This window comes from Fundicoccus sp. Sow4_F4 (assembly GCF_052116145.1).
In the GTDB taxonomy this organism is placed as follows: domain Bacteria; phylum Bacillota; class Bacilli; order Lactobacillales; family Aerococcaceae; genus Fundicoccus.
The window spans coordinates 124,990-141,490 of the sequence record NZ_JBQKLQ010000001.1; the positions used below are offsets into that span (position 1 = coordinate 124,990).

The window sequence follows — 16,501 nt, forward strand, 5'->3', positions numbered from 1 at the left end:
AATGCTCCAATTAGGATAAAGCGGCTATGAACCACTTGACGAAGCAATTGCAAGCGAAGGGACCTTAAACATAAATAAAGAGCTGCCTCAAGCGGGACAGCTCTTTAGTGTGATAAATGTTATGGTAAATCTTCACGGTAACGAGTCACAGATAAAGCACGTCTAATATCTAATAAGGCCTTACGGTTTTGTTGTTCATCGTCATACATAACAGCCGTGTAAATAATATCGATTATCGTTAAGTAGACAAGTCTTGAGGTTAATGTCTCAGAGCGGAAGGCTGATTCTTTAGATAGCACAACGAAGGCAGCAGATGAGAGCTTAACTAAATCGGAACTCGGATCACCTGTTAAGACAATAATTTTTACACCATTCTCATAAAGGATCCTAGCTACTTCAATCGTTTCCTTAGTGTTACCAGAATGTGAGAATAGAATCGCACAATCATTTGGCCCTAATTTTGTCGCGTAAGTTAGTTGTATATGATAATCCTGTGTATACTGACAATGAAATTTAGTTCTTAGGAATTTATGGTAACTATCGTAAGCTACTATAGAAGAAGCACCTTGCCCAAAGAAATTAATGGTATCAGATGAATTGATTAACTCAATGGCTGATTCTAATAATTCTTCATCTAAGGTCCCAATGAGATTTTCAAGCAATTCTATATTCGTATTCACAAGTTTTTGAGCAATCACGAAGGGCGAATCTGATTCACTAATATCTGAGAAGACAATCATCTCATTACTTCTTTCTTCAAATGTTCGAAAATTTGAAGCAACAGAAATTTTAAAGTTTTGGAAACCTGAGAAACCTATTTTTTTAACAAATTTAAATATTGTCGCTTCAGATAGCCCAGTTTCTTCTGATAAATTCGCTAACGTCTTGTTGACTACATCATTGCCGAGCGCAATCATATGTGTCGCTATAATGGATTCTGTTTTATTAAGTGACTTCTGATAAGGGCGAATCAAAGTTTCTAGATAATTATATGCCATTATATCCCTCCTTTTATATTGATATAAAATCTAACAGATATCTTACCTCTATATCATAAAAAATAAAATTTACTTTTGCAACCCTTTACAAATAAAAAATATTTGTTACAATGAAATAGAAATAAAAAAAAGGAGGTCTTGTAATTGAAAATTGGGGTCGTAGGACTTGGCAAGATGGGCCTGAATATTGCACTTAACTTACTAGATCATAAAGAGAATGTAGTAGGTTTTGATGTATTTGAAGGTGCACGTCAAGCAGCAAGTGAGCAACAGGTTCCAGTCGTGCAGTCACTTGAGGATTTAGTAAATAATCTAGATGAACAAAAGGTCGTTTTATTAAGTGTTCCATCGGGAGATATTACTAATGATTTAGTCGCAACGTTAGTCGAATCATTAAATGAAGGCGATATTATCGTTGATGCTGGAAACTCTAACTATAAACACAGTTTAAACAATTATGCTTTAGCTAAAGCTAAAGGAATCGGATTCTTAGATTGCGGTACATCTGGAGGCATGGAAGGCGCTCGTGAGGGTGCGTGTCTAATGATTGGTGGAGATGAAGAAGTCTTCAAGCAAGTAGAATTCATCTTTGAAAACCTGGCAATTGAAAACGGTTATTTATATACTGGAAAAGCTGGGAGTGGTCATTACCTTAAAATGATTCATAATGGAATTGAGTACGGTATGATGCAAGCAATGGGTGAAGGATTTGATATCTTACACGCAAGCCAGTATGACTTCGATTACGAGAAAGTTGCTAAAGTTTGGAATAACGGTTCAGTCATCCGATCGTGGTTGATGGAATTAGTTGAGAAGAGCTTCGCACAAGATCCTCAATTAGATGACATTCGAGGAGTTGTCGATGCAAGTGGAGAAGGTAAATGGACAGTACTGGAAGCGTTAGAATTAAATATTCCGGTACCTGTAATTACTGAATCACTTTACGCACGTAGCGCTTCTAAAATTGATGATAGCTTCTCGGCAAAAGTTGTTGCAACGATGCGTAACCAATTTGGCGGACATGCTGTAGTTGGAAAAGGAGAATAGAATCATGAGTAATAAAAATAAAATTGCTATCGTAAATTCTAGTAGCTTTGGAAAAATATTTCCAGACCATTTAGAACGCTTAAATAAATTGGGAGAAGTAAAAAACTTTTCAGTTGATAGCGAAATCGATGGTAAGACTCTTGCGGAAACCTTACATGGCTATAATATTATTATATCTAGTGTGACACCGTTTTTTACGAAGGAATTCTTTGACCATAAGGATGAGCTAAAACTCATCTCTCGTCACGGTATTGGTTACAACAATATCAACTTAGACGCCGCAAAAGCACATAACACCATTGTATCGATTGTTGCACCTTTAGTTGAAAGAGACGCAGTCGCTGAGAATAATGTGACTAACTTATTAAGTGTGATGCGTCAAACGGTGCCAGCAGCCCAGCGTGTTTTAGATGATAAATGGGAAGAAAGAGCTCAATTCGTTGGTCATGGACTTAGTGGTAAGACGGTCGGAGTGATTGGTGTTGGTAACATAGGAAGTCGCGTTGTTGAAATATTACACTATGGTTTCCGTTGTGATGTATTAGCATATGATCCATATAAATCTGCACTAGAATTAGAACAATTTGGCGCAAGAAAAGTGGATGAACTAGATGAACTATTGGTAAACTCAGACGTTATTGCATTATGTGCAAGCTTAAATGAAGGGAATTATCATATGTTATCCGAAGAAGAATTTTCTAAGATGAAAGATAACGTTTACCTATCCAATACTGCACGTGGTGCACTAATTAAAGAAGAAGCATTGGTTTCTGCTTTAGACAGCGGTAAGGTCGCTGGTTTTGCGACTGATGTGCTTGAAGAAGAACCTGGCCGTGCTAACCATCCATACTTAGCTTTTGAGAACGTCTTAATGACACCACATACATCAGCCTACACGATGGAATGTTTAGAAGGTATGGGAGACAAATGTGTTTCAGACTGTGAAGCAATCGTTTTAGGAAAATTACCTAACACAGTTGTTCAATCACAGAGTCACTACATAAAGTAAGGAGATGTTTTAATGATAGAGGCAATAAACGTTAAAGTAGGACCTCAGTTTTATCGTTATAGTGAAGGCGCATTTGATTTGATACCAGAATTACTAAACGAGTTTCAAGCGCAACGTATCATGGTCGTTCATGGAACTGTATCTTGGCAGAAAGCACAACCGTATTTGTCTTCATTACTAAATCACGAAGCAGTTGTTCATTATGAACAATATAGTGGAGAGTGTAGTTATAATGAAGGAAATAGAATTGCCACATTGGTAGCAGAAAAAGATATTGATTTTGTTATCGGTGTTGGTGGTGGGAAATTAGCAGATTTAGTATTATATGCAGCGCATTTAGCAAACGTACAATTTGGAGTGATTCCAACGCTAGCAAGTAATTGTGCAGCTTGGACGCCATTATCTGTGATGTATAAGGATAATGGTATGGCCGAAGGCAAATCTGAACATGTTAAACGACAAGCCGCATTTTTACTAATGGAACCAAGGCTTTTAATCGATGCTCCCATTGAATATTTCATTGCGGGTGTCGCTGATACTATGGCTAAGTGGTATGAATCAGATATGATTCTAGAGCAAGAAGAGTTTAGCAAAGAATCATTTCCAATGATGGCTCGACATGCTGCTAGAATGTGTAAGGAAGTTATTCTAGAAGAGTCGACCAAAGCTATCGAGGATATGAAAAATGGTCAAGTGACACCAGAATTTATTCATGTGTCTGAGATCATTGTCGCTGTTGCTGGTTTGGTTGGTGGTTTAGGGGACAAATTCGCACGTAACACAGCAGCTCATGCACTTCATGATGCAATCTCAGCGTACTTACCTGAAGTACACAAGTTTTTACATGGAGAGAAAGTTGCTTATGGTATTTTTTATCAGTTGGCACTAGAAGGAAAATGGTCAGTCATTGATGATTTGATTCCTTTTTACCAACAATTAAATTTACCTATGTCACTCACACAGATGGGGGTCTACCCAATGTTAGAAGCTACGCTTTCAGATATCATTGGGCTAGTCCATAGCAAACAAAAGGTTCATTTACTTCCAATGGAAATAAATGAGGACATTTTGACAAAAGCACTGATTGATTTAGAAAGTTATTTAGATAATAAGGAGGTAATTTAATTGGCTACATTAACAGTATTACAAAGTTTAATCATCGCCCTTTGGGTAGCAGCCGTAATGTCGCGTTCATTTTTAGGGGGAGCAACTCTTACTTTACGTTTTTCACCCTTGATGACAGGTTTAGTTGTCGGAATCGTGATGGGTGACGTCGCACAAGCAATGATCGTTACAGCATCGATTCAACTGATTTATATGGGGGTATTCTCACCAGGTGGGACAATGCCTTCAGAACCATCGATTGCTGCAGCGATTGCAGTATCCGTTGCTCTATTAGGTAACTTAGCTCCTGAAGCAGCAATTGCAGTTGCCGTACCAGTTGGTTTATTGGGATCATATTTATACCAATTCCGTTTCTTCTTAAACACATTTATCGGTAAACGGACAGATACTGCTGTTGAAAACTTAGATCACGCTGGAATTACACGTTCAGTTATCTGGTACCCAACATTAGCTTCATTCCTATTATTCGTCCCATTAGTATTCGTAGCATTATACTGGGGAGCTCCAGTGATTGCTGACGTCATTGCAACACTTGAAGGTACTGTTGTCATTCATATTCTAGAAGTAGTTGGTGGCGGTTTAGCTGCAATTGGTATTGCAACAACTATTTACGTAATTGGACGTAAAGAATACTTGATTTTCTTCTTATTAGCTTATTTCTTGAGTGTTATCTTTGCAAGCTTAGGCGTAACAATGGTTACTTATGCTATCTTAGGAACACTTATTGCTGCAATGTTTGTACTTGCAACATCTCACTCAAACAATACTTCTGCTGCAACAACCGGAAGTGTTGATTATGATGATGACGATGATGACTTCTAATTAGACGAAACGAAAGGAGATATATAAAATGACAGAAAATAATTTAGATCCAAAATTAGCTCCGGAAGAGATTACAGTTAAAGACGTTTCAAGTGCTTATTTAAGATGGCACTTTGCAAACGAGATTCCTCACTCTTTTGAACGTTACTTGGCACCATCATTATTATGGGCCTTAATGCCAATCTTACGTAAATTGTACAAAGACGATGATCGTCTACGTGCAGCTTATGAAAGACAATTATTATTCTTCAACACTCAATTAACATGGGGTGGAGGGGTTATTACAGGTTTAATGTCTTCAATGGAACAAGAACGTGCTCGTCAAGAGTATAATGATGAAGAAATTACCATGTCTGATGACCTAATGTATAACACTAAAGCTGGTTTAATGGGGGCTTTAGCTGGTATTGGTGACTCAATTGACTCAGGTACTGTACAGTACATCTTTATTGCGATTGCAGTGCCTTGGGCACAACAAGGTAACCCAATGGGTGCTTTATTCCCATTCATCGGTTTCGCATTGTATCAAGTATTAATTGGTTTATTCTTTGCACGTCAAGGTTTCACTATGGGACGTAACGCAACTGGTTTAATGCAAAGTTCAGGCGTTAAAAACATCATCGAATTATTATCCATTCTTGGTATGTTCATGATGGGTGTACTTGCTGGAAACTATGTAAAAGTTTCTTCAAGTTTAGCATTTGATATTTCAGGTCGACCATTCGTATTACAAGACACATTAGATACTATAATGCCAGGACTTTTACCATTAGCGGTTGTACTAGGGGTATATTACTATTACACTAAGAAAGGGCTTAAAGTTACTCGTGCTTTAGTTGGTTTAACAGTGATTTTAGCTGTTCTAGCTGGAGTAGGTATCTTATAATAGTAATTTTCTAATAAGAAAGGTGAGTTAAAATGGGAGTAGTAAACTTAGCACGTGTTGATGAGAGGTTAATTCATGGACAAGTAATGATGACATTATCGAAACGTAATGGAGTCGATTCAATTTTCGTGGTAGATGATGTAGTAGCAAAAGATAAATTTATGAAAGATCTATACAAGAGTGCAGGAAGTCGAACTGGACAAAAAACAATCGTAATGACACTAGATAAATGTAAATACTATTGGGATGAGTTTGAATTCAAAGATTATAGCGCAATCGTGATTGCTAAAACAGTCAATCATTTTTATGAACTAGTTAAACATGGTGTACCAATTAAAGAATTAAACATTGGTGGAATTGCTCAGAAAGACCAAGAGAAAGATGTCTTAGTAACTAAATCTGTTTACTTAAATAAAGAAGACGCACTTAAATTGAAAGAAATGAACGAGCAATACGGCGTGGAGAATATTTACTTCCAAGCAACACCCTCTGCTCCAAGTACTAGTCTTAAAGACGTATTAGCTAAATTTGGCTTATAATTAAAGTGAGGAATGATAGAATGGATCAACAACAATTAATAAAAGATTGGTACATTCGGTATCATTCAATCTTTAAAAGCCGTTATACACTTGCGCAGAAAAATAAATTTTTGAAAAGTTTAGAAGCTGATATTAAACAATTTCGTGACGATATTAAACTTGATCACTTTAAGTTCTATGAAAAGAATGCCGCTGAATACCGTAATCTTTATGTCGGTAATATTAAAAATGCGAAAGTTATTTTCAGTACTTATTATGATACACCTAGTAAACATATTGAAGCGTATGAGTTTTTCAATATTGAAGAGCGTAAACGTAAAAAAACCAAATTAATTTTATTGTCATCTGTTCTTTATCTCTTAATAGGGCTTGCGATAACGTGGTTTATCGCAATGCCTATATTTCAGAATTTTGAAACATTTACATGGCAATTTATTTCGATGGTGATTGGTATGATTGTATACTTTTTCTTTTTCGGACAACTTGCACAAGGCTGGCCAAATCGTCAAAATTTAGTTCAAAATACCTCTTCAATATTAGTATTATTATTAGCCATTAGTAAGTTAAGAAAAAACAAACGAGTAGCTTATGCTTTTCTAGACGCTGGTAGCTTGAATGAAGGTGGACTCGATCGCTTGAGAGAAGAAACTTCAGCTAAAATTTATCATCTTGATAGTATTGGCTCTAAACAAGAGCTACATTTATTATCGAGTGATAACAATCTGTCTCACTTAATTAGTGCTCAGAAGGTAGATAATAGCTATCAACTGTCTTTAGAAGACTTACGGTCGCTTCAATTGAACGAAACCAATATGAATCAAGCATTAGCTATTATCGAAAAAGTATCCAAGGAGGTCTCAAAATGATTGGGATTATTATTGCAACACACGGAAAAATGAGTGACGGTATTAAAGATGCAGCTGAATTAATTATGGGTGGAACAGATTCGATTGAAACATTAAATCTTTTTCATGGAGACGATGTTTCAGAATTAGGCAACCAATTGACTGAAGCAATCAATAAAGTCGATGAAGGCAATGGTACAATTATTTTTGCTGACTTATTTGGAGCAAGTCCATATAATCAATCAATGATTGCAATTAACGGTTTACCAGAAGATAAGAAAGATAAAGTTTATGTAATCACAGGTGTTAACTTACCGATGATTTTAGTGGCATTAACTCAGAATATGGTTGGAGCGAGCATCGAAGATGCCGTTGCTGCTATTCTAGAAGAAGCTTCAAACAGTATGGTTGTTTGGCCAACAAACGACGATTCAGATGAAGGCGATACCGATGATGACGAGGATGATTTCTAATTATCCAACGCTTCACGAACATATAAAAATGAAGCTAGCTATACAAAAGATGAGTCTTTTGTGTGACTAGCTTTTTTTGTATTTAATCATCATCTCTTGATATAAACGTTATGATGACTCTAATCATGAGGATAGTCACAAGCTGCCGTCTTTTCATCAAATAAACTTCTGGCCTTCTGTCACTCTGTTTTTATGAACGTTTTACGTCAAAACTTTAATTCCTTATTCTTTTCGATGGGAGGTTAATCGTCTTATTTGAAGCGAAGCATGGAGATTTAATATCGTATGTCAAAATGTTGCATAAAATCTTCAGAAGTGTTCACATTAATCCATTTAGAAACAGAACTGAATGCGTTATCATTATATTGAAAGGGGACGAGTAGATGAAGATAATTAAAGAAGGACCATTATTTTACTTACATTCAAAGAATATGACAATGATTATTGAAGAACACTCTGGCTATTTATTCATGAAATACATCGGACGTCAAGTAAAGCAGTACCATCAATCGAATGCAGTAGTGATGAAGGATCATGCCTTTTCGGGAAATCCATACCCTGAATGCAGAGAATTTTCTTTAGATACACAAAGAATGTTGATCGGCCAACATGGCTTAGGGGATTTCCGGCAACCGTCTGTGCGGATTCAACACGGCAATAATGATGTAACTGATTTTAGATATGTTTCCCATGAAATCAAAGCAGGAGTTCTTGTTTCACAGGGGTTACCGTCACCTTATTCGAAAGCTGAGGAAGCGACCACTTTATCGATTACCTTAGCAGACACGGTCGCTGAGTTAGAATTAATGATACATTTTACCGTTTATGGAACAAGTGATGCAATTACGACTTTTACAGAAGTGAGAAACGTCGGCAAAGAACGAGCCGTCATTCATCAATTACAAAGTGTGATGTTAGACCTACCTAAGGAAGATTACGATTTAATCACTTTCCAAGGAGCCTATGCCCGTGAAAAAACGGTTAGACGTCATACGTTGGATCAAGGCATTTTTAGGGTTTCTTCTAATCGGGGAGCATCCGGTCATGCTCAGACACCAGCCGCCATTTTAACACATCCTACAACAACGGATGATTATGGTGAAGCTTTAGCAATTCAATTGATTTATAGTGGAAACTTTGAATTAATTTGCCAGCAAAGTCAGTTAAATGATGTGCGTTTAAGTTTAGGCATTAATCATGAAAACTTTGAGTGGACGCTTGAAGCTGGGCAACAGTTCAACAGTCCAGTGGCTTTAATCAATTATTCAAGCAAGGGACTCAATGACTTAAGCCAGACAAGTCATGAGTTTATCACTCAGCACATCATACCAGAACAATTTGCTAAGACAGCGCGTCCAATACTAGTAAATAATTGGGAAGCGACTTACTTTGATTTCAACCGTGATAAATTATTGGACATTGCCGAGCGTGCGAGTGAGTTAGGCATAGAACTATTTGTTTTAGATGATGGCTGGTTTGGTCAGCGAAAGGATGATAATTCATCTCTAGGTGATTGGCAAGTCAATGAGGAGAAAATCCAAGGAACTTTAGCAGAATTAATTGCTCAAGTTAAAGGCAAAGGACTACAATTTGGCCTGTGGTTTGAACCAGAAATGATTTCTGAAGATAGTGACTTGTACCGTACGCATCCCGAATGGGCGATTCAATTACCTGAGCGTCCTCACACGTATTCACGTAATCAACTAGTCTTGAATTTTGCGAACCCAGAAGTGGTTAACTATATGAAGAAATTGCTAGATGATTTACTCTCTCGCCACGAGATTGATTACGTCAAATGGGATATGAACCGCAATATAACTAATATTGGGAATGGTCAAGATTACGCTGGCAGCATGATGCAAACTCACCAATACATGTTAGGCCTATATTCCTTAGTGGAGTATCTGACAACGAAGCATGACCACATTCTATTTGAAAGTTGTTCAGGTGGTGGTGGCCGTAATGATTTAGGAATGATGCGTTACTTCCCACAAGTTTGGTCGAGTGACAATACAGATGCAATAAGTCGACTGCAAATTCAACACGGTAGTAGTTACTTACATCCAGTTATTTCGATGGGGGCTCACGTTTCAGCAGTTCCTAACCATCAAATGAATCGAATCACTGATTTAAAAACACGTGCAGATGTGGCGATGATGGGGAATTTAGGTTACGAGCTCGATTTAAACTTATTAACTGACGAAGAAAAGCAAGCAGTAAAAGAACAAGTCACTCGTTACAAAATACTGCGACCAATCGTTCAATTTGGTCAACAGTATCGCCTGATGCATACGGCGAATGAAACAGCCGTTCAATTTACATATGAACAACGAGTGCTCTTAACCTATGTCAAAGTCTTATCAACCTATGAAGACATGGAAACAACAGTCAAATTAAAAGGCCTTGAAGAAGACAGTTTATATTGTTTAGAAGAAACAGATCAACTGTATTCAGGCGCAGAATTAATGTATGCTGGCTTAACGATGGATACGCCGCGTGGCGACTTCCAAAGTCTGCAACTGTTGTTGACTAAAGTATAGTCCAAATGAAATGAAGTGAACAACTATGACAAGTATTTCTAAATTAATCAAACAATTTACACAACAAGCAATTGAGCTGAATTTAATTAGTGAGGTCGACCGTTACTATATCCAAAACCGTTTGTTAGCTCTTGTGAAAGTAGATGAACTAACCAGTGAATCATTGTCAGATGGTAATTTACCAGAGTTATTAAACAGCCTAGATGCCATCAGACACTATGCTCAAACACAAGGTTTACTAAGCACAGTGAGCCATGAGGTCGAACAATTTGAAGCGGAAATCATGGATTTAGTGACACCGACTCCTTCAGTTTTAAACCAAACGTTCTGGTCGCTATATAAAGAAAATCCAGAACAGGCCACGGACTATTTTTATCAATTATCTCAAGCGAATGATTATATTAAAACGCGTCAAATCGCTAAAAACATTGCGTTTAAAAGCCCTAGTGACTATGGCGATTTAGATATTACCATCAATTTATCTAAGCCAGAAAAAGACCCTAAAGACATTGCTTTAGCTAAAAGTGCACCGGCATCTGCTTATCCGGCTTGTCTATTATGCATGCAAAACGAGGGCTATCAGGGAAGAAGCAATCACCCAGCCAGAGCAAATCACCGCTTAGTGCGACTGGAACTAAGTGGAGAAAACTATGGGATGCAATATTCACCTTATGTGTATTATAACGAACATAGTATTTTTCTAAGTGAAAGCCATCGTCCGATGGCAATTGACCGTGCTTGTTTTGAACATTTATTAGATGTCGTCAGTGTTTTGCCACATTATTTTGCTGGCTCGAATGCTGACTTACCAATTGTAGGTGGTTCAATCCTGGCGCATGATCATTATCAAGGGGGCGCCTATGAATTTGCAATGGATCGAGCCACGGTTCTTGAAAGTTTTTCGCTTGCTTCCTATGAGGCTGTGTCAATCGAACTGCTGAAATGGCCAATGAGTGTCTTGAGAATACGCAGTTTAAACCGTCAGAATTTAGCAGATTTAGCTGAAAGAATTCACGAAATCTGGATGATTTATAGTGATCCAGCCGTAGACATTCATTCACATACAAATGGCGAAAGACATAATACGATTACGCCGATTGCCAGAAGACGAGGCGAACATTATGAAATGGATTTAGTCTTACGTAATAATCGAACTTCCTCGGAGTATCCAGAGGGGATTTTCCATCCTCATCGAGACGTACAACACATTAAAAAGGAAAACATTGGTTTAATCGAAGTGATGGGCTTGGCGATCTTACCGCCACGTTTGCTGAGTGAACTAGATGGAATCAAACGATACTTATTAAATGAAACAACGTTAGATGCTGTAGCCCACCCCCATCAAACATGGGCGCAAGACTTGAGACAAGCACATCCATCATTTGATCGCCATACGATTGACCGTTTCATTGAGTGTGAAGTTGGTGCGAAATTCAGCCGGATTTTAGAAGATGCGGGGGTCTATAAGCAAACAGACACAGGCTTAACTGCCTTTAAAAAATTTATCAACTATCTGATCGATACGACTGATAAAGAAAGGGGATACTAAACACAATGGAAATTTTTAATAAAATGAAATCGGGTGAAATATATAACTCGGCTGATGATGAGTTACTAACGATTCAAGCAAGAGCTAATCAAATGGTCTTTGATTATAATCACACACCGCTTTATGAAAAAGAGAAACGTCAAAGCCTAATCAAAGAAATTTTTGCTTCAGTAGGTGAGAATGTGACGATTGAAACACCTTTCAATGCTAACTGGGGACTAAACACAAGTTTAGGAAAGAATTTTTATTCAAACTTCAATATGACTTTAGTAGATGACGCAGACATTATTATTGGAGATTACGTTAAGTTCGGGCCTAACTGTGTGTTAACAACGGCGAGTCATCCAATAGAACCTAGCTTACGTAGACAAGCATATCAATTCAACCGTCCAATCGTAATCGCAGATAATGTCTGGCTAGGGTCAAATGTGGTTGTTTTTGGTGGCGTGAGTATTGGTGAGAATAGTGTCATTGGCGCAGGAAGTATTGTAACAAAAGATGTACCAGCGAATGTGGTTGCTTATGGTAACCCATGTAAAGTCATTCGGACAGTAAATGATGACGAGTTTTATGATGAAGTGTAAGAAAACGGATGAAATAACAATATGGCAAAAGAGCCGATTTAATATGAGGAGATGACTTATGATAATTCCAAACTATTTCGAAGATTTGAACAGATTGAGTGTTAACACAATGCCACGCCGTAACTATTATGTACCTTACTCAACAGCTGAAGCTGCAAAGACGTCCTTAAATCGACGCGAATCAGACTTATATGTTGATTTAAACGGGACGTGGGATTTCCACTATTTTGATAATGTTCGCTTGATCGATCAAGAATATTGGTTAGCGTCAAATACAAGTAAATTAGACTATGATTCGATTCCAGTACCAAGTTGCTGGCAATTACATGGCTATGGTCAGATTCAATACACGAACACTGAGTACCCAATTCCTTATGACCCGCCTTTTGTACCTTATGACAACCCCGCAGGCTTATACAAGCGTACACTAGACTTTCAAACGCTAGAAGCAGGTGAATCTGTTCATTTGAACTTTGAAGGGGTAGACTCAGCCTTTTATGTTTGGGTCAATGACCGCTTTATCGGTTACTCGCAAATATCCCATGCTAATCAAGAGTTTGATATTACCGAAGCACTACACACAGGCAGCAACCAACTATCAGTATTAGTGGTTCAATGGAGCGATGGAACATATTATGAAGACCAAGACAAGTTCCGTTATAGTGGAATTTTTAGAGATGTCTTTTTATTAAAACGACAAGCAAAGCGCATTAATCACTTTAAAGTAACACCAGATGTGACGGAGGATTTACAGACCGCAACTGTGTCTCTCGATATTCTAGATGCGCTTGGAACTGAACAAGTAACAGTCAGTTTATTCACACCAAGTGGTGAATTACTTGAAGAAAGAAGCATTAACATTTCTGAGCAAGCAAACTTTAAAATAGCTCAGCCAGACTTATGGGACGCAGAGCATCCTAATTTATACTTACTAGTATTAAACGTTGCTGGCGAATACTACCGTCAAGAAGTTGGGCTAAGGCGCGTTGAAATTAAGGATAAACAATTATTTGTTAACCATCAATCGATTAAATTAGTGGGTGTTAACCATCATGATACACATCCAAATACGGGAGCGAGCGTGACGGTTGAAAATCAAATTCATGATTTAGAACAAATGAAACTGTATAATTTTAACTCCGTTCGTACCGCCCACTATCCTAAGACTGCAGAATTCTATGAATTAACCGATCGAATGGGCTTTTATGTCATGAGTGAAGCAGATGTGGAAACACACGGCGTGGTTGATCTATACGGAGTGGGTGGAAACGACAACTATAACTTAATGGCGGATGATCCAGAATTTTCTAAGGCTTTTGTTGATCGGATGGACGCAAGTATTGTACCATTTATCAACTATTCTTCGATTATTATGTGGTCAGCCGGTAACGAATCAGGTTATGGTATTGGGATTGAAGATGCCTTACGTCATGCTAGACAACTCGATCCAATTCGTCCATTACACTATGAAGCTTATTGGTACCGTGACCGCTCAATTGACTTCAATGACGAGTTTATTGATATGTATAGTCGTATGTATCCATCAGTGACTGAAATCGAAGAGTTATACTTCAAAGATGGCATCGACCGTCCATTCATTCTCTGTGAGTATATCCATGCGATGGGGAACGGTCCAGGTGATATTAAAGAGTATTATGATTACATGATGACTAAAGCAGAATTTATCGGTGCTTTTGTTTGGGAATGGGCAGACCATTCGGTTAACTTAACAAGAGGAACAGATGAAGAGCCAGTTTACCGTTATGGTGGCGACCATGGTGAGTATCCACATGCGGGTAACTTCTGTATGGATGGCTTAGTTTATCCAGACCGTACGCCACATACAGCCGTTCTAGAACACCGTCAAATTTTCAGAAGAATTCTATTAACCGAAGCAGACAAGACGAATTTAAGCTTCACCTTTAAGAACTTATATGACTTTAGTTACTCAAGTGAAAAAGTGTCTTTTGCGGTTGAATATTATGATGTGAAAGGCAAGTTGCTTGAAACGAAATTAATAACGGATTTCGACATTGCACCACAAGCTGAAGCGACCCTAGCATTAGACGTACCAGCAACTATTAAAGAAGCGCTAGGAAGCGTACGCTTTGTGACGTCGATTGCCAATGACCCAGACTTTGACGGTCATGAGTTGGGCTTTGATCAAGTCATTCTAAAAGAATATGAGTCAGATTTAATCCCAGTTCCTTCTGTTAAAGCGATCCAAGTAACGGAAACTCTAGCGGACTTTGTAGTGACAATAGGTTTAGATGTTGTAAAATTCAGTAAACGCAATGGCGCAATTAGCCAAATAACCCGTAATGAACGAGACCTATTGGTTAGCCCAGGAGAATGGACGATTTGGAGAGCGCCAATTGATAACGACCGTAATATTAAGAAAGAATGGTATGCAGCCAACTACGACCGTGCTCAAACAAGAGTTCATGAATTTGATTACGTCGAAAACGCTGAAGCGCACATCTTTACTTTCCGCGGTGTGATCAACTCAGTTGCCCGTCAAGAGATTATTAAATTTGAAATCAAGTGGTTTGTGAATCAAAACGGCTCGATTTATCTAGATATGGACGCTGAAAAGAATCCATTAATGCCATTCTTACCACGGTTTGCTTTACACTTACCAATGATTTCGCAAATGGATAAGGTATCTTATTACGGTAACGGGCCATACGAAAGCTACCAAGATAAACACTATGCGAGCTATTTGGGGACATTTGAAGGCAGAGTATCTGATTTCTACGAACCGTATGTGACCCCACAAGAAAACGGCAGTCACAATTTCGTCAAAGATTTAATGTTGTCAAGTGAGAAGGAGCGTTTAGGCTTTACAAGTGAAATACCATTCTCATTCAACGTGTCAAACTACTCAACTAAACAGTTAACGGACGTTATGCACCGTGACTTATTAGAGATAGAAGATGTAACATATTTACATCTAGATGTTAAACAAAGTGGCTTAGGAAGTAATGCATGTGGACCAGTCTTACATGAAGATTTTCAATTTAATGATCCACAATTCACATTTGGCTTAGGTATTTTCTTACTATAGAAAGAATAAAAAGTCTTCCCCTCCAATCTCAAAGAAAGGGCGGAAGACTTTTTTTTATTTTAGAATAGGACTGTTCAACTGTCGTGTGTATCTTCGGCCATCTCGCGGTACATACTTGGACTCATACCAAATTCTTTTTTAAAGTTTTTCGAAAAGAGTAATTGATTATCGTAACCAATTTCATAAGCTACTTCGTTAATGGTTTTATTAGTTGTGTGTAACAATTTCTTTGCTGTTTTTAACCTTTTTTCCTGTAAGAATTCTTGAGGGGACATCTCATACTTATGTTTAAATAAGCGGTAAAGGTAACTACGACTAATGCCGATATAATTGGCAACGTCCGTAATTGTCATGCGTTTACTATAATTTGATTGAATATAATCAAAAGCTACTTCCTCATAACTACGCTGTGGCAATTCTAAAGAATACTCTTTATCTCGAAACTCATTCGATAAAGTCCATAATAATTCATAGACTTTAAATTTATACCAAACCGTATTATTTGTTGAATCTTGATTATTTTTGGTGAACAAGCAAATCTCTTTCAAGACCTTCGCAGCTTGGCTGTCTGAAGTAAAGCGAATGATTGATTCATTTTTTAAGGTCGTTAATTTTAAGTAACTTTTTAAATGACGACCATTGATACCTACCCAATAATATTTCCAAGGATGTTCTTTATCTCCATAGTAGGTTACTTTTGTTCCTCGTCTGACGATAAAACCGTCACCAGCAGATAATTCATAAGATTGTTGATTAACCTCGTAAATACCACTGCCAGACTCAATGTAATGGATGACAAAGTTTTGATAACTATTGTAAGCATAAGCTTGATTCGGGAAGAATTGTTGAATCCCACATTCGTCGATACTGATATCATGATCATTTTTTTCAAAGTACTTCCAAAGTTCTTTCATAAGGTTCCTCATTTCTAATGAAACATTTTGATATAGACTGTCCTCATTATAACATATAAGTAAGCGGTTTTAAGGACTATGATTATAATTAATAAAACGCTTA

At 37.6% G+C, this 16,501-nt stretch carries 14 protein-coding genes; 12 read left to right on the forward strand and 2 right to left on the reverse strand.

Annotated elements, in window-relative coordinates:
- Positions 1–119 precede the first annotated feature (119 nt).
- Positions 120–998, reverse strand: a complete 879-nt coding sequence (locus ACTQ5J_RS00585) for a MurR/RpiR family transcriptional regulator (RefSeq protein WP_441750027.1) — start codon at positions 996–998, stop codon at positions 120–122.
- Between the two features lie 144 nt (positions 999–1,142).
- Between ACTQ5J_RS00585 and gnd the strand changes: the two genes are divergently transcribed.
- From gnd to ACTQ5J_RS00645, 12 genes are all read left to right on the forward strand, one after another.
- Positions 1,143–2,045: a phosphogluconate dehydrogenase (NAD(+)-dependent, decarboxylating) gene (gnd, locus tag ACTQ5J_RS00590; protein WP_441750029.1), complete on the forward strand. Its 903-nt coding sequence runs from the start codon at positions 1,143–1,145 to the stop codon at positions 2,043–2,045.
- A gap of 4 nt (positions 2,046–2,049) precedes the next feature.
- The gene (locus ACTQ5J_RS00595; RefSeq protein WP_441750030.1) at positions 2,050–3,054 is read left to right on the forward strand and encodes a D-isomer specific 2-hydroxyacid dehydrogenase family protein; all 1,005 of its coding nucleotides are present in this window, start codon (positions 2,050–2,052) and stop codon (positions 3,052–3,054) included.
- 12 nt (positions 3,055–3,066) lie between these two features.
- The gene (locus ACTQ5J_RS00600; RefSeq protein ID WP_441750031.1) at positions 3,067–4,179 is read left to right on the forward strand and encodes an iron-containing alcohol dehydrogenase family protein; all 1,113 of its coding nucleotides are present in this window, start codon (positions 3,067–3,069) and stop codon (positions 4,177–4,179) included.
- Positions 4,180–5,001, forward strand: a complete 822-nt coding sequence (locus ACTQ5J_RS00605) for a PTS mannose/fructose/sorbose/N-acetylgalactosamine transporter subunit IIC (protein ID WP_441750032.1) — start codon at positions 4,180–4,182, stop codon at positions 4,999–5,001.
- A gap of 28 nt (positions 5,002–5,029) precedes the next feature.
- Entirely contained in the window at positions 5,030–5,887 is an 858-nt protein-coding gene (locus ACTQ5J_RS00610; RefSeq protein ID WP_441750033.1) for a PTS system mannose/fructose/sorbose family transporter subunit IID, read from the forward strand.
- A 32-nt stretch (positions 5,888–5,919) separates the two neighbouring features.
- Positions 5,920–6,426 (forward strand): PTS system mannose/fructose/N-acetylgalactosamine-transporter subunit IIB, encoded by a 507-nt coding sequence (locus ACTQ5J_RS00615; protein WP_441750034.1) that lies wholly within the window; start codon positions 5,920–5,922, stop codon positions 6,424–6,426.
- 20 nt (positions 6,427–6,446) lie between these two features.
- The gene (locus tag ACTQ5J_RS00620) at positions 6,447–7,292 is read left to right on the forward strand and encodes a hypothetical protein (protein ID WP_153862227.1); all 846 of its coding nucleotides are present in this window, start codon (positions 6,447–6,449) and stop codon (positions 7,290–7,292) included.
- The gene (locus ACTQ5J_RS00625) at positions 7,289–7,744 is read left to right on the forward strand and encodes a PTS sugar transporter subunit IIA (RefSeq protein WP_153862228.1); all 456 of its coding nucleotides are present in this window, start codon (positions 7,289–7,291) and stop codon (positions 7,742–7,744) included. Before ACTQ5J_RS00620 ends, ACTQ5J_RS00625 begins: the two co-directional genes overlap by 4 nt.
- A gap of 383 nt (positions 7,745–8,127) precedes the next feature.
- Positions 8,128–10,284, forward strand: a complete 2,157-nt coding sequence (locus ACTQ5J_RS00630) for an alpha-galactosidase (protein WP_441750035.1) — start codon at positions 8,128–8,130, stop codon at positions 10,282–10,284.
- A gap of 25 nt (positions 10,285–10,309) precedes the next feature.
- Positions 10,310–11,833, forward strand: coding sequence for a UDP-glucose--hexose-1-phosphate uridylyltransferase (gene galT / locus ACTQ5J_RS00635; protein WP_441750036.1), 1,524 nt, complete (start codon positions 10,310–10,312; stop codon positions 11,831–11,833).
- Positions 11,834–11,838: 5 nt separating this feature from the next.
- Complete coding sequence (locus tag ACTQ5J_RS00640; RefSeq protein ID WP_441750037.1) at positions 11,839–12,417, forward strand: sugar O-acetyltransferase; 579 nt, start codon at positions 11,839–11,841, stop codon at positions 12,415–12,417.
- 58 nt (positions 12,418–12,475) lie between these two features.
- Complete coding sequence (locus ACTQ5J_RS00645) at positions 12,476–15,484, forward strand: glycoside hydrolase family 2 TIM barrel-domain containing protein (RefSeq protein WP_441750038.1); 3,009 nt, start codon at positions 12,476–12,478, stop codon at positions 15,482–15,484.
- 74 nt (positions 15,485–15,558) lie between these two features.
- Here ACTQ5J_RS00645 and ACTQ5J_RS00650 read toward each other — a convergent pair whose 3' ends face one another.
- Complete coding sequence (locus tag ACTQ5J_RS00650) at positions 15,559–16,398, reverse strand: AraC family transcriptional regulator (RefSeq protein ID WP_441750039.1); 840 nt, start codon at positions 16,396–16,398, stop codon at positions 15,559–15,561.
- Between the last annotated feature and the right edge of the window lie 103 nt (positions 16,399–16,501).

What these genes read in the sequence shown, in the direction of transcription:
- ACTQ5J_RS00600 (WP_441750031.1), top strand. Translation starts at nt 3,067, where the DNA reads ATGATAGAGGCAATAAACGTTAAAGTAGGACCTCAGTTTTATCGTTAT.
- ACTQ5J_RS00610 (WP_441750033.1), top strand. Translation starts at nt 5,030, where the DNA reads ATGACAGAAAATAATTTAGATCCAAAATTAGCTCCGGAAGAGATTACA.
- ACTQ5J_RS00640 (WP_441750037.1), top strand. Translation starts at nt 11,839, where the DNA reads ATGGAAATTTTTAATAAAATGAAATCGGGTGAAATATATAACTCGGCT.
- ACTQ5J_RS00595 (WP_441750030.1), top strand. Translation starts at nt 2,050, where the DNA reads ATGAGTAATAAAAATAAAATTGCTATCGTAAATTCTAGTAGCTTTGGA.
- ACTQ5J_RS00620 (WP_153862227.1), top strand. Translation starts at nt 6,447, where the DNA reads ATGGATCAACAACAATTAATAAAAGATTGGTACATTCGGTATCATTCA.
- ACTQ5J_RS00645 (WP_441750038.1), top strand. Translation starts at nt 12,476, where the DNA reads ATGATAATTCCAAACTATTTCGAAGATTTGAACAGATTGAGTGTTAAC.
- ACTQ5J_RS00625 (WP_153862228.1), top strand. Translation starts at nt 7,289, where the DNA reads ATGATTGGGATTATTATTGCAACACACGGAAAAATGAGTGACGGTATT.
- ACTQ5J_RS00630 (WP_441750035.1), top strand. Translation starts at nt 8,128, where the DNA reads ATGAAGATAATTAAAGAAGGACCATTATTTTACTTACATTCAAAGAAT.
- ACTQ5J_RS00585 (WP_441750027.1), bottom strand. Translation starts at nt 998, where the DNA reads ATGGCATATAATTATCTAGAAACTTTGATTCGCCCTTATCAGAAGTCA.
- ACTQ5J_RS00615 (WP_441750034.1), top strand. Translation starts at nt 5,920, where the DNA reads ATGGGAGTAGTAAACTTAGCACGTGTTGATGAGAGGTTAATTCATGGA.
- galT (WP_441750036.1), top strand. Translation starts at nt 10,310, where the DNA reads ATGACAAGTATTTCTAAATTAATCAAACAATTTACACAACAAGCAATT.
- ACTQ5J_RS00650 (WP_441750039.1), bottom strand. Translation starts at nt 16,398, where the DNA reads ATGAAAGAACTTTGGAAGTACTTTGAAAAAAATGATCATGATATCAGT.